The organism is Natronocella acetinitrilica (assembly GCF_024170285.1).
GTDB classification, from domain to species: Bacteria; Pseudomonadota; Gammaproteobacteria; order Nitrococcales; family Aquisalimonadaceae; genus Natronocella; species Natronocella acetinitrilica.
In genome coordinates this window covers 40,168-53,411 of sequence record NZ_JALJXV010000001.1, presented here as the reverse complement: position 1 = coordinate 53,411, position 13,244 = coordinate 40,168, and the positions used below count along the sequence as shown (strand labels likewise).

Genomic DNA, 13,244 nt, shown 5'->3' with positions numbered 1-13,244 from the left:
CGTAGGGTGCGTTAGGCCAAAGGCCGTAACGCACCACAACGGCGTTGGCCAAGCCACCCCCCATGCCGGAGGCACAAACGGGGTGCGGGTGCGCCGCCCAGAGACCGTCAGCGACAGGGATGTCGCTGTCGAGCCCCCAGGGATGGGTTTACGGCGTGTCTATGGGCGGCGTACCCGTACCCCGTTCCCCGATAATTTCCGTGGGGTTCGCGAGCGGGCAGCGCGTAACTCACCACCCGGAGGCCGGCGAGATCTCTCACCCCGGCCAACGGCCCTCGGTCACCCGTGGTTGCCCGCCGAGGTCCCGAAACGTCGCCACGTCCACGAAACCCGCCCGCCGGAAGCACGCGCCAACCTGTGCCTCCTGATCATATCCATGCTCCACAAAAAGCCAGCCACCGGGATGCAGATAATCCGGGGCCTGCCCAATGATTATCTGCAGGTCCCGCATGCCGTCGGCCCCCGCCGTCAGCGCCGTGTCGGGCTCGAAGCGCACATCCCCCGTGGCGAGGTGTGGGTCGTCTTCCGCAACATAGGGTGGATTAGCCGTAATGACAGAGAAGGTTCGCCCGGCAAGCGGCGCGAACCAGTCGCCTTGCAACCACTCCACCTGCAAACCCAGTCGCTCGCCGTTGGCCCGTGCCACGGCCAGCGCATCGCTGGATTGATCCACACCACAGACGCGTGCGCCCGGCACCTCATCCGCCAGTGCAAGCGCTAGGGCACCGCTGCCGGTGCCCAGATCCGCAATGAGGAGTGGCGATGGCGCACGGGCCATGCGGGCAAGGCAACGCTCCACCACCAGTTCCGTCTCGGGGCGCGGGATGAGCACGGCCGGGGTCACATCAAGTATCAGGCGGCGAAAACCCTGGCTGCCGATGAGGTAGGCGATGGGCTCGCCGGTCATGCGGCGCTCGACCAGCGCCCGCAGATGTGCGTTCTGCTCAGCCGTCAGTTGTTGATCCGGACGGGTATAGCGCGCGGTGCGGTTCAGCCCGGTTGCGTGTTCCACCAACAACTCCGCCTCCAGGCGAGGCGTGTCAGTGGCCGCGGTCAGTTGCTGCTCGATAGAGTGAAGTCGTTTGTCGAGTTCCATCGGCGGCTGCTCCGCCGCCCCTGGACGGTCCTTGCGCATGCGGGTTCAGCCGGCCACACCCTGCAGGGATTCGGCACTGATGGCGCGATCTTCCAACAGCACGGGAATCCCATCGTCCACCAGATAGATACGCTCACCGTCGTCGCTGATCAGGGCCTCGGCGATTGGCCCGCTGACCGGAGAGCCATCCGCGAATTGCAGCCGGCTCGCCTCCGCCGCCTCGGTCAGTCGCTTGAGAGCCTTGCGGTCCATGCGCCGCAGCGGTTTCTTGGTGACCGGGCATACCAGTATGTCCAGCAGTGATTGATCAAGAGCCATATCGTTACTCCTGTGGCGGTCCCCCGTCTCTGAGGAGCCCGCCGAAGTCATCAGAATGGTTCAGAGAATACCAGACGGCCATGGAGCGGGCTCAAGTCCCGCCCCCTGCTGCCGTTGAAAGGCCTAGGAAAAAAGATTAAGCGGACTTGCCCATGTCGCACTGCCTTGAGCGCATCGACCTGCTGACGGATGACTGCCCCCTGTGTCGGGCGGTGGAGCCGGGTTTTGCGCTGCTTCCATGGCTTTGCCCGACCTGTCTGGACCGCTGTCGCCGCATCGTCCATGAGCATCGCCGTCAGGCCTGTATCGATACCCTGGCCGCCCTGCCACGCCCGGCGCAACTATCCGCCGCCATGGGGACAACTGTCGCTGGTCTCGAGCAGGCCCGGCGGGCTCTTAGTGTCGCCGCCTATAACCATGCCAAGCGCCTGCTGTTGCGGGACGCTGGCGAGGGAGAAGGTCTGCGGGGTAGCAACGCCGTCTTGCTGAGTGGCCCACCGGGCAGTGGCAAGACGCACCTCGTGGGCGCACTGGCCAGGGCGATCAACGCGCCGCTGGTGACTGTGGACGCAGCCTGCCTGACCGGTGCCGGCCAGGCGGGGAATCTCGCCACGCTGCTGGGGTCACGGCTGATTGGCGCCCTCGGTGGCGAAGGTGGCCGGGATCCTCGGGCCGTCGTGTTCATCGATGGCCTGGAGTCTCTGGCAACTGGGGCCGAGAGTACCGAAGACCGGATTTCAGCCCAGTATGCGCTATCAGGCCTGCTGGATGGGCAACCCCTTCGAGTTGCGGGGCCGCAGGGCGTGTCCCGCGAGTTGCAGACCCGTGATCTCTTCATTGTTGCGGCGGGGGTGTCCACGCCATTGCACATGCGCTCAAAAGCTGTCGGCTTCATGTCTGATTGCGTTGGCGACGGTGCTGATCAGGAGCCGCTGGGGTTGGCCCGGGAGGTCGTGGCCCGCTTCAGTATTCAGACCGAGCTTGCCGCACCCGACGCCGGGCAACTGGCCGTTATCCTCATGCATCCGCAGGCCGGCCTGCTGCGAAGCTACCGCCGGCAATTTCAGATGGATGGTGTGGAGCTGCGCGTCACCGACGCTGCCATCGGTGCTCTGGTGCGTCAGTCTCTGGATGAAGGCGCCGGTGCCCGCGGGCTACAGCGTGCCCTGGAGAGAGCGCTGCAGCCCGCCATATACACAGTGCCGGCACTGCCGAACGTGTCTCGGCTATGGCTTGATGCGGCCGGTGACGAGCTGTTTATCAGCCTTTCCCGGCCCCTTAGTGCAACTGGGGCGGCCGCCGCCGCGTGATTGTGCTTCGCCATTGATGCAAACTCTCTCCCGAATGCATACCATGTTGGACCCGAATTTGAATTGCGCAGGACAACCTGCCTGGTGATGAGATGAGCAAGACGATGGCGGATGCAGTAACGGTCGACGACGGCGTGGACAACCTCAACGTAGTGGCGCAGGAGCTTCTGCCCACCCCCGAGGACGTCCACAATCGCCTGCCGCTGACAGAGGCGGCCCGGGATACGGTGCTGGTTGGCCGACGCGTGGTGGAGGATATACTCGATCGCCGCGACCCCCGGGTATTTCTGGTGGTGGGGCCCTGCTCCATCCATGACATCGACCTGGCCCACGACTATGCCCGGCGGCTGAAGGCCCTTGCCGACGAGGTCAAGGACACCGTCTTCATCATCATGCGGGTGTACTTCGAGAAACCGCGCACCACCGTCGGCTGGAAGGGGCTGATCAACGACCCGCACATGGACGACTCCTTCCGCATCGACGAAGGTCTGTACAAGGCGCGCAAGCTGTTGCTCGATCTCGCCGAGATGGGCCTGCCGGCGGCCACCGAGGCGCTGGACCCGATCACGCCGCAGTACATCTCCGATCTGATCACATGGACGGCCATCGGCGCGCGGACCACCGAATCCCAGACCCACCGCGAGATGGCCAGCGGCCTGTCGACGCCCGTGGGTTTCAAGAACGGTACTGATGGCAGCCTCGAGGTTGCCATCAACGCGCTGCACTCCGTGGCCCACCCCCACAGTTTCCTGGGCATCAATGGCCAGGGGCAGTGCGCGGTGATCCGAACCCGCGGCAACCGGTACGGGCATGTGGTGCTGCGTGGGGGCGGTGGCAAGCCGAACTATGACTCGGTGAACATTGCCCTTTGCGAGAAAGAGCTGACGGCGGCGCAGCTCCCGCCCAACCTGGTTGTGGACTGCAGCCATGCCAACAGCAACAAGGATCCGGGCCTGCAACCGCTGGTGCTGGACAATCTCGTGAACCAGATCACCGAAGGTAATCGCTCGATTGTGGGTATGATGGTCGAGAGCAATATCGGATGGGGCAACCAGAAGATGAACGGCAGTCCGGAAGACCTGGTCTACGGTGTATCTATCACCGATGCCTGCATCGACTGGGAGACCACTGAGAAGTCCGTGCGGGATATGGCTGCGCGTCTGCGCGACGCGCTTCCTGCGCGGCTCGAGAAGGCGTCCTGAGGGGCGCCGGCGGCAGGTGTCCGACAGGTTTTGCCACGGCGGTCGGGTGCTGATATAAAGGCGCTTGACCTGACTGGCAGGCATGTCGGGGGGCAGTGAGCCTGCTGCGGATATCTGGAGGAGACGGACCATGACGCGACGGCAGACGCTACCGGTAAAGGACTTCACGCCGTATGAAGAGAAAGCCGGCGAGGAGTACATGAGCAACGAGCAGCTCGATCATTTCCGTGACCTCTTGCTAGCGTGGAAGAGGCAGCTTCAGGAAGAGGTCGAGCGCACGGTGCATCACATGCGGGATGACGCCACCAACTACGCCGATCCCGCGGATCGCGCCACTCAGGAGGAGGAATTTGCCCTCGAACTGCGGACCCGCGACCGCGAACGCAAACTCATCCGCAAGATCGACCAGACGCTGGAGAAAATCCGCAAGGACGATTACGGCTATTGCGAGCAGTGCGGCATCGAAATCGGCCTGCGTCGGCTCGAGGCTCGGCCCACAGCAACGCTATGCATCGATTGCAAGACGCTGGAAGAGATCCGCGAGAAGCAGCGGGTGGCATAGCGTCCCGATCGGGCAGACAAACGCTTCCGATCTCCCTGTGCAGGAACGAGAAAACCCGCCGTTTGGCGGGTTTTCTCGTTGGTCGGTGCGTTACGCGCTACGCGCTAACACACCCTACAGCGGGCACGGCCAAACGTAGGGTGTGTTAGGCCGAAGGCCGTAACGCACCACAAGGGCGGTGGTGTTGCCCCAAGGCCACAGGCACAAACCGCGGTCCATGAGCGGCGTGGCGGACCGAGGTTCCCCGATCCAACCCGTAGGGTGCGTTAGCGCGCAGCGCGTAACGCACCGCAACGGCGCTGATCACACCGGCCCGTCGCTCCCTGAGAGAGATCGGCGGATTCACCCAGCCTTCGCCATCTCCGCCAACTGCTCGGCCTGGTGCTCCCGCACCAGCGGGTCGATGACGTGCCCAAGCCCCCCGGCGAGCACCTCGTCGAGCTTGTAGAGCGTGAGGTTGATACGGTGATCGGTGACCCGGCCTTGCGGGTAGTTGTAGGTGCGAATCCGCTCTGAGCGGTCGCCGCTCCCCACCAGGGATTTACGCTGGGCGCTTTGCTCCGCCTCCTGGCGATCGCGTTCTGACTGAGTCAGTTTGGCCTGCAGCAGTGACATGGCCTTGGCACGGTTCTTGTGCTGCGAGCGCTCATCCTGGCACTCCACGACCACACCTGTGGGCAGGTGGGTGATGCGGATGGCGGAATCCGTCTTGTTCACGTGCTGGCCACCTGCCCCGGAGGCGCGGAAGGTGTCGACCTTGAGGTCGTTGGGGTTGATGGTGATCTCGTCCACCATTTCCGCCTCTGGCAACACGGCCACCGTGCAGGCGGATGTGTGGATACGGCCCTGGGATTCCGTTGCCGGAACGCGTTGCACACGATGGGCGCCGGATTCGAACTTCAGGCGGGAGTAGATGCGATCACCGGCAACACGGACGATGATCTCCTTGAAGCCGCCATGTTCTCCATCGCTGGCGCTGATCACTTCCATGCGCCAGCCGTTGGCCTCGGCGTAGGCGGAATACATGCGAAACAGGTCGCCGGCGAACAGCGCCGCCTCGTCACCGCCGGTTCCGGCGCGAATCTCCAGGAACACATTCGCGTGATCCAGCGGATCCTCGGGGATCAACAGTAATTCCAGTGCCTCTTCCAGGGTGGCGAGTTGGGTCCTGGCCTGTTCGGCTTCCTCCTCGGCCATTTCCCGCATGTCCGCATCCACGTCCCGGAGCATGTCCTCGGCGGTGGCCAGATCCTGCTCCGCTCTGCGGTACTGCTGGAAGTGGCTTACCACGGATTCGAGCCGCGCATACTCCCGGGACAGGTCCCGGAAGCGGTTCTGGTCGCCAATCACGTCGGGGTCAGCGAGCATGGCGCTGATTTCCTCGTGACGCTCGCAGAGACCCTCCAGCTTGCCGCGGATGGACGGCTTCACCGCAACTGCTCCTCCCGCTGGTCCATCATCGGGTCGTGTTCGTCGGCGTCATCCGGCTTGACACGATCCATCTCCAGCAGGCTGCGGGCTGCATCAAGCAATTCTTCCTCGCCGCGTTCGCCAGCCTCCCGCAGGCGGATGGTGGGGACGTGCAGCAGGCGATTGGTGAGGGTGTTGGCCAGGTACTCAAGGGCTTGTTCCGGCGCGTCACCGTTGCGAAGCCGGCGCAGGGCGCGCTCAAGCACGTGATCGCGGTGGTACTCCGCACGGCCACGGAAATGGCGGATGGTCGGCACGGAGTTCAGCGACCGCATCCAGGCCATGAACCGCTCGGCCTGCAGATCAATGATCTCTTCGGCTTCCGAGGCAGCATGCCGCCGGGAACTCAGGTTTTCCTCGATGACGTCGTGGAGGTCGTCCACGGTATAGAGATAGACGTCTTCCAGTTCCCCGACTTCCGGCTCGATATCACGCGGGACGGCGATATCCACCATGAAGATCGGGCGGTGCTTGCGCCGCCGCAGTGCGCGTTCCACGCTGCCCTTGCCGAGCAGCGGCAACTGGCTAGCGGTGGAGGCGATGACGATATCCGCTTCGGATAGCCGGTCGGGCATGTCGGCCAGGGCAATGGCCTCACCGTTATAGGCCGCGGCGAGTTCCGTCGCCCGTTCCCTGGTCCGGTTTGCCACCAGGAATTTTCGCAGGCCTTGCTGGTGCAGGTGCCGCGCCGTCAGTTCAATGGTCTCGCCGGCACCAAGCAGCAGGGCGGTGTACTTGTCGAGATCGCCGAAGATCTGCTTGGCCAGCGCCACTGCGGCGAAGGCCACGGAGACCGGATGACTGCCAATACCCGTTTGCGTGCGCACCAGCTTCGATACCGTAAAGGCATGCTGGAACAGCCGGTCGAGTACCGGGCCCACCGTGCCGGCAGTGACCGCCTCAAGGTAGGCGCTCTTGGCTTGGCCACCGATCTGCGGCTCGCCCAGGACCAGGGAATCCAGCCCCGGGGTCACCCGCAGCAGGTGGCTGACCGCCTGCTCGTTCAGGTGGGTGTAGACGAAGCGCCGCAGCCAGTCCGGTTCCAGCGCGTGACTGCCGGCAAGCCAGCCAAGCACGGTGTCGACCTCTGAGGGGCTTTCGATCAGGGTGTAGATCTCGGTGCGGTTGCAGGTGGAGATCAGCGCCGCTTCATGAACGCCGCTCTGGCTGGTGAGTTGCTGCAGTGAGGTCTGCAGCCGCTCAGCCGGGAACACCACGCGCTCGCGGACTTCTACGGGGGCACTCTTGTGATTCAGGCCGATGGCGCAGAGTGGCATGGCAGGGTTACACGCAGCACGCAGAAAAAACGATAGCGGCGCCATTGCGGCGACCGCGACAGGCGGAGACGATGCCCCGGAATTGACTGCGGCTTTCCACCCTCATGGCCCGTCGGATTGTGGCTTATAGACTTCGGATTGTCGGGAAAACCGCGGGGGATTACAAGGCGCAGCGCGCAGCATTACCGCGCGGGGTGTTGAATCACGGGCCTGGTCGGTGGTCAATGGTGTAGTCTGCATCGGTCACGGAAGCGAGCAATGGATATGGTTGGGTTTTGTCGGATTGCATGGTGTCTGGCCGCTGCCCTGGCTCTGGCGGCGTGTGCCACCGTGGCACCGCAAGGTGACTCCGAGTTCGATGCGGTGGATGACGTGCAGATTCTGGATCGCCGTCCGTTGCCGGCCGCCGAGGACGATCTGCTCTACCAATTGATGGTCGCGGAATTCGCTGGCGCGCGCGGCCGTATCAACGAAGCCCTGGAAGCCTACATGGCTGCCATGCGCCTGTCCGATGACCCGGAAATCGCATCCCGCGCCGCCCGCATCGCTCTGTATGCGGATCGGGAAGAAGAGGGGTTGGAGGCCGCGCGCCGCTGGGTTGAACTCGATCCGGAAGACCCGGCCGCGCGCCAGGCGCTGGCCCTGATGTTCGTTCGTGCAGGTCGGCCCGGCGATGCCCGACGCCATCTGCGGGAACTGGTGCTGCACGCCGGCGACGACGCCGGTGAAATGGTTTCCGGCCTCAGTGCCGCTCTCGCCCGGGAAGAAGACCGCGGTATGGTGCTGACGCTGATGCGCAACCTGTCGCGGGATTTCCCTGGCCTCGTCGAGGCCCAGCGAGCGCTTGCCCAGGCGGCTCTGCGGGCGGACGAGCCCGCCGAGGCGGCGGAAGCAGCCGCCCGGGCTCTGGAACACAACCCCGATGATCGCCAGTTGCGCACCATTTACGGCCAGGGCCTGCTGGAGAGTGGCCAGGAAGAGGCGGCGATCCAGGTGTTCCAGCAACTCATGGCCGATTATCCCGATGACGGTGATCTGCGCATGCATCTTGCCCGGTTGCTGCTCCAGGCAGGGCGCGACGAGGAAGCACTGGCGCAGTTCGAACAGCTGCTGGATGAGCGGCCGGATGATGCCGGCGTGCTCTATGCGGCAGGCCTGCTGACTCTCGAGGCGGGTCGCCCTGAGCAGGCGCGCAGCCATTTCGAACGCCTGGTGGACCTGGGCGAGCGAGTCGATGCCTCCCGCTTTCTGCTGGGGCGTATCGGCGAGCAGACCAACGATCCCGAAGGCGCCGAGCGCTGGTACCGGCTGGTGGAAGGCGAGCAGTATGTGGATGCCCAGCTGCGGCTCGCCATTGTCATGGACGATGACGGCCGCAATGATGAGGCTCGTGCCGTGTTGCGCGATCTGCGCCGCCGTCACCCGGACGAGTCGGTGCGCACCTATCTCATCGAAGGCGACATGCTGCGGGCCGCCAGCCGCTATGAAGAGAGCATGCGGGTCTACGACCGGGCGCTGATCGAGCACCCCGGCGACCTGGATCTGCTTTATGCCCGCGCACTGGTTGCCGTTTACAGTCAGGATGTGGATCAGGCCGAGGCGGATCTCCGCCGCGTCCTCGAAAGCGAGCCGGATCATGCCCACGCCCTGAACGCCCTGGGTTACACCCTGGTAGATCTCACCGATCGAACTCAGGAGGGTTATGAGCTCATTCGCCGGGCCTATGAGCAGGAGCCGCAGAATGCGGCAATTCTCGACAGCATGGGTTGGGCGCTGTACCGGCTGGGGCGTCACGACGAGGCCCTGGAATATCTGCGCCGGGCGTACGAACTGATGCCTGACGCCGAGATCGGCGCGCACCTGGGCGAAGTGCTGTGGGTAGAGGGCCGTCGGGACGAGGCCCGCGATGTGTGGCGTGAGGCCAGCGACCTGGAACCCGACCATCCCGTGTTGCGGGAAACCCTGGAGCGGTTTGAACCTTGAGCCTGACTGACCTGCACCGTTATCTCTCCCGAGTTTTGCTGCTCTGCCTGGCCGTCGCGCTTCTGGCTGCCTGCGCGGCCCGTCCCCCGATCACCGATGAAACGCCGGAGGCGCTATTCCAGCAGCGCCTCGCAATGCTGGAGGAGCTACGCGGCTGGGAAGCGCAGGGCCGCATCGGTCTGCGCACCCAAGACGACAATGTGGCGTTGTCGCTGGACTGGTTCGAGCAGGGGGAGGACAACTGGCGGCTTAACCTGCGTGGCCCTCTTGCCTCCGGAAGCCTGCGTCTTGAGGGTGACGGAGATGGCGTGACGCTGCGCACGTCGGATGGCGTACGGGACAGCGCCGATGCGGCCCAGGCGTTGCTGAACCGGCACACAGGCTACGATTTTCCGGTAGATATCCTGCGCGACTGGCTGGTGGGACGGCCATCACGGGACCACGACGCCGAGGTGGAACTGGACGAGATAGGTCGCCCGGAGAGCATCCGGCAGGCCGGCTGGCAGGTTGACTACAGCGCCTACCGCGGGATGGATTTGCTGGATATGCCAACGCGCATGGATGTCAGTGGCCCTGGTTTGCGGGTGCGCATCGTCATCAGCGAGTGGTCGCTGCAGTATGAGTGAAGGAGACACTGGGCTTTGGCCGGCGCCGGCCAAGCTCAATCTCTTCTTGCACATCACCGGCCGCCGAGCGGACGGCTACCACCTCCTGCAGACCGTTTTCCAGTTCCTTGACCGCTGCGACTTGCTGCGCTTCGAACCGCGTGGCGACAGCGAATTGCGGCTCCATGCCAATCTGCCCGGTGTCGCCGCCGAGGACAACCTGATTATCCGTGCGGCGCAGCGTCTGCGCGCGCATGTCGGCAGTCGTCAGGGCGCAGAGATCTTTCTCGACAAGCGTCTGCCGGCGGGTGGAGGTCTGGGTGGTGGCTCGTCCGATGCGGCGACCACGCTGCACGCGCTGAATCTGCTCTGGGGGCTCGATCTCGACGAGGACGCGCTTGCCGATATCGGTGTTGGTCTGGGTGCCGACGTACCGGTGTTCGTGCGCGGGCGCGCGGCCTGGGCGGAAGGCGTGGGCGAGAAGCTGACGGCTGTGGATCCGCCGGAACCCTGGTATGCCGTGCTGGTGCCGGATTGCGCGGTTTCCACGGCTGCCGTCTTTCAGGACCCGGAATTGACAAGAGATACACCGCCGACCACAATACCGGCCTTCAGTTTCCGAGGTGGTCGGAATGACTGCGAAAGCGTGGTGCGTGCACGCTTTCCGGTGGTGGGGCAGGCGCTGGATGCATTGTCAGCCCACGGCCAAGCCAGGCTCACGGGGACGGGTGCCTGCGTATTCGCGGCGTTTGATGAGCGTGAATCCGCAATGGCCGCGTTACTTGCATGTGAGCGTGCCGGTTGGCAAGGCTTCGTGGCCCGTGGCTGCAACCGCTCACCGTTGTTCGGCAGGTTGCCCATCAACTCGGACTGAAAAAAGCGTACTTCCACTGGGGTGTCGCCAAGCGGTAAGGCACGGGGTTTTGATCCCCGCATTCCCAGGTTCGAATCCTGGCACCCCAGCCATTTCTTCCGTGGCGCCTGGTGCTGCCTCTCGCAGAGCAACATGTAGACAGTCACATGAATGGGTCCACCCTCACCGAAAATGGCCGCATGATGGTATTCGCGGGGAATGCCAACCCGCAGCTCTCCGCCGCCATCGCAGATAACCTCAGGATTCGCCCCGGCTTTGCTGTGGTCAGCAAGTTCAGTGATGGTGAGGTCATGGTCGAAATAGACGACCATGTGCGCGGTAAAGATGTGTTCATCATCCAGCCGACCTGCGCACCCACCAATGACAATCTCATGGAACTCCTGGTGATCGCCGATGCGCTGCGTCGTTCCTCGGCATCCCGCATTACGGCAGTCATCCCCTACTACGGCTATGCCCGTCAGGACCGCCGCCCGCGCTCCCAGCGCGTGCCCATCTCGGCGAAGCTGGTGGCGGACATGATCCAGGTGGCCGGCATCAATCGCGTGCTTACCGTCGACCTGCACGCCGACCAGATCCAGGGCTTTTTCAACATTCCGGTGGACAACATCTACGCTTCGCCGATACTGCTCGGCGATATCTGGCGTCAGGTCTACCCGAACAAGATCGTGGTCTCGCCGGACGTGGGCGGTGTGGTGCGTGCCCGTGCCATTGCGAAACGTCTGGGCGATGCCGATCTGGCCATCATCGACAAGCGCCGGCCACGGGCGAACGAATCCCAGGTGATGCACATCATCGGTGACGTCGAGGGCAAGACCTGCATCATCGTCGATGACATCGTCGACACCGCCGGCACCTTGTGCAAGGCGGCCCAAGCGCTGAAAGACCATGGCGCCGAGCGCGTGGTGGCGTATATTACCCACCCGGTCCTGTCCGGTTCCGCCATCGAGCGCATCAGCAGCTCTGGCCTGGACGAACTGGTGGTGACCGACACTATCCCGTTGGCGGAGGAGGCGGCCGCCTGCGACCGCATCCGGCAGGTCAGCATCGCCGAATTGCTGGCCGAGAGCATCCGCCGGATCAACAACGACGAGTCGGTCAGCGAACTGTTCGTGGAGTAGCCCGAGGCTCATCCCGGGCGCCCGCGTTGATGAATTCCGGCCATTCGGCCGGCCCTGCCTGAATCTCCCTGGTCGCGGGGTGGTTCGGGCTTCATTTGTCTGGAGATCGACATTATGGCAGTTGAACTGAAACTACCTGCGGAGAAGCGCAGCGACACGGGGAAGGGTGCGAGCCGCCGCCTGCGTCGCGAGAAGCTTGTGCCGGGCATCGTCTATGGTGCGGGCAAGGATGCCGAAATGATCCAGGTCAGCGCCTTCGAGCTGGCCCGCATGATGGAAACCGAGTCCTTCTATTCCCAGGTCATCGACCTGACCGTCAAGGGCAAGAAGGCTCAGGGCGTCGTGGTGAAGGACCTGCAGCGTCATCCCTTCAAGGATCGTGTCCTGCACGTGGACTTCCTGCGCGTGAAGGCCGGTGAGAAACTGCACATGCATGTGCCGCTGCACTTCCTGAACGACGAAACCTGCAAGGGCGTCAAGGCGGGAGGCGTGGTCCACAAGGATTCGATCGAAGTCTCCATCATTGCTCTGCCGAAGGATCTGCCCGAGTACATCGAAGTGGATCTGGCTGATCTTGAAATCGGCGATTCGCTGCATCTCTCCGACCTCAAGATGCCGCCCAACGTCGAACTGGAAGCCTTTGCCCATGGCGACGATACCCACGACGCCGATCAGCCGGTGGTGAGCATCGTCCAGCCGCGGGTCTCCAAGCTTGACGAAGCCGCCGAGGAAGCCGAGGCCGCTGTTGCCGAAGAGCAGGCGGAAGAGTCTGCCGAGGAAGAGGCCTCCGGCGACGAAGAAGAGAAGAAGGAGGGCGGCGAGTAAAGCCGTCCGGTTCTCGCCATGTCCGATTCAATCCGGCTCATTGCTGGTCTCGGAAACCCGGGCGAGAAGTACGTGGGGACCCGTCATAACGCCGGTTTCTGGTTCGTTGATGAACTGTGCCGGCGCCATGGCGGGTCTCTGCGTTCCGATGCCCGGTTCGGGGGAGATGTGGGCAAGATCACGGTGGACGGCTTTGACGTTCTGCTGCTGAAGCCGCAGATCTTCATGAATCGCAGCGGGCGGGCTGTCGCGGCGCTGGCGAGGTTTTTCAAGATTCCGCCAGAGGAAATCCTGGTTGCCCACGACGAACTCGATCTGCCCCCAGGCACCTTGCGTCTCAAGCGCAGCGGCGGCCATGGGGGGCACAATGGTCTTCGGGATATCTGTCAGCAACTGGGTAGCCGCGATTTTTTGCGGCTGCGCATCGGCATCGACCACCCCGGCCCCGGCAACGATGTGGTGGGGTATGTGCTTGGTCGCCCCCATGCAGACCATCGCACCGCCATTGACGAAGCGCTGGCGCAGGCCGTGGCGCTGACACCCGCCATGCTTGCCGGTGACCTCGACAAGGCCATGCAGCAACTACACACCAAGGCATAGGAAG

General features: G+C 63.8%; 13 protein-coding genes and 1 tRNA gene. 10 read left to right on the top strand and 4 right to left on the bottom strand.

Going from position 1 to position 13,244, the window contains the following annotated elements; translation table 11 throughout:
- Nucleotides 1-256 precede the first annotated feature (256 nt).
- Nucleotides 257-1,135 (bottom strand): peptide chain release factor N(5)-glutamine methyltransferase, encoded by an 879-nt coding sequence (gene prmC / locus J2T57_RS00265; RefSeq protein WP_253472524.1) that lies wholly within the window; start codon nucleotides 1,133-1,135, stop codon nucleotides 257-259.
- Nucleotides 1,136-1,141: 6 nt separating this feature from the next.
- Nucleotides 1,142-1,414 (bottom strand): Trm112 family protein, encoded by a 273-nt coding sequence (locus J2T57_RS00260; RefSeq protein WP_253472521.1) that lies wholly within the window; start codon nucleotides 1,412-1,414, stop codon nucleotides 1,142-1,144.
- Nucleotides 1,415-1,566: 152 nt separating this feature from the next.
- Between J2T57_RS00260 and J2T57_RS00255 the strand changes: the two genes are divergently transcribed.
- The 3 genes from J2T57_RS00255 to dksA all read left to right on the top strand — a co-directional run bounded on the left by J2T57_RS00255 (nucleotide 1,567) and on the right by dksA (nucleotide 4,488).
- Nucleotides 1,567-2,724: an AAA family ATPase gene (locus J2T57_RS00255; RefSeq protein ID WP_253472518.1), complete on the top strand. Its 1,158-nt coding sequence runs from the start codon at nucleotides 1,567-1,569 to the stop codon at nucleotides 2,722-2,724.
- Between the two features lie 92 nt (nucleotides 2,725-2,816).
- Nucleotides 2,817-3,926, top strand: a complete 1,110-nt coding sequence (locus tag J2T57_RS00250) for a 3-deoxy-7-phosphoheptulonate synthase (RefSeq protein ID WP_301289026.1) — start codon at nucleotides 2,817-2,819, stop codon at nucleotides 3,924-3,926.
- A 130-nt stretch (nucleotides 3,927-4,056) separates the two neighbouring features.
- Nucleotides 4,057-4,488 carry an RNA polymerase-binding protein DksA gene (gene dksA, locus J2T57_RS00245; protein WP_253472515.1) on the top strand — a complete coding sequence of 144 codons (432 nt, stop codon included), beginning with the start codon at nucleotides 4,057-4,059 and terminating at the stop codon, nucleotides 4,486-4,488.
- A gap of 342 nt (nucleotides 4,489-4,830) precedes the next feature.
- On the opposite strand, the gene prfA is transcribed toward dksA, so the two are convergent.
- A complete protein-coding gene (gene prfA / locus J2T57_RS00240; RefSeq protein ID WP_253472512.1) occupies nucleotides 4,831-5,919 on the bottom strand; it encodes a peptide chain release factor 1 in 1,089 nt (362 codons plus the stop codon).
- Nucleotides 5,916-7,235, bottom strand: coding sequence for a glutamyl-tRNA reductase (gene hemA, locus J2T57_RS00235; RefSeq protein WP_253472509.1), 1,320 nt, complete (start codon nucleotides 7,233-7,235; stop codon nucleotides 5,916-5,918). Before hemA ends, prfA begins: the two co-directional genes overlap by 4 nt.
- Nucleotides 7,236-7,493: 258 nt before the next feature.
- Here hemA and J2T57_RS00230 point away from each other — a divergent pair, with 258 nt between their 5' ends.
- From J2T57_RS00230 to pth, 7 genes are all read left to right on the top strand, one after another.
- Nucleotides 7,494-9,218, top strand: a complete 1,725-nt coding sequence (locus J2T57_RS00230) for a tetratricopeptide repeat protein (RefSeq protein WP_253472506.1) — start codon at nucleotides 7,494-7,496, stop codon at nucleotides 9,216-9,218.
- On the top strand, nucleotides 9,215-9,844 hold the full coding sequence (lolB, locus tag J2T57_RS00225; protein WP_253472503.1) for a lipoprotein insertase outer membrane protein LolB: 630 nt from the start codon (nucleotides 9,215-9,217) through the stop codon (nucleotides 9,842-9,844). Before J2T57_RS00230 ends, lolB begins: the two co-directional genes overlap by 4 nt.
- On the top strand, nucleotides 9,837-10,697 hold the full coding sequence (gene ispE / locus J2T57_RS00220; protein WP_253472500.1) for a 4-(cytidine 5'-diphospho)-2-C-methyl-D-erythritol kinase: 861 nt from the start codon (nucleotides 9,837-9,839) through the stop codon (nucleotides 10,695-10,697). Before lolB ends, ispE begins: the two co-directional genes overlap by 8 nt.
- Before the next feature lie 17 nt (nucleotides 10,698-10,714).
- Nucleotides 10,715-10,789 (top strand) — tRNA-Gln (locus J2T57_RS00215).
- Nucleotides 10,790-10,876: 87 nt separating this feature from the next.
- Nucleotides 10,877-11,815: a ribose-phosphate diphosphokinase gene (locus J2T57_RS00210; protein WP_253474163.1), complete on the top strand. Its 939-nt coding sequence runs from the start codon at nucleotides 10,877-10,879 to the stop codon at nucleotides 11,813-11,815.
- Between the two features lie 114 nt (nucleotides 11,816-11,929).
- Nucleotides 11,930-12,640: a 50S ribosomal protein L25/general stress protein Ctc gene (locus tag J2T57_RS00205; RefSeq protein ID WP_253472497.1), complete on the top strand. Its 711-nt coding sequence runs from the start codon at nucleotides 11,930-11,932 to the stop codon at nucleotides 12,638-12,640.
- Nucleotides 12,641-12,658: 18 nt separating this feature from the next.
- Nucleotides 12,659-13,240: an aminoacyl-tRNA hydrolase gene (pth, locus tag J2T57_RS00200; RefSeq protein ID WP_253472494.1), complete on the top strand. Its 582-nt coding sequence runs from the start codon at nucleotides 12,659-12,661 to the stop codon at nucleotides 13,238-13,240.
- Nucleotides 13,241-13,244 lie beyond the last annotated feature (4 nt).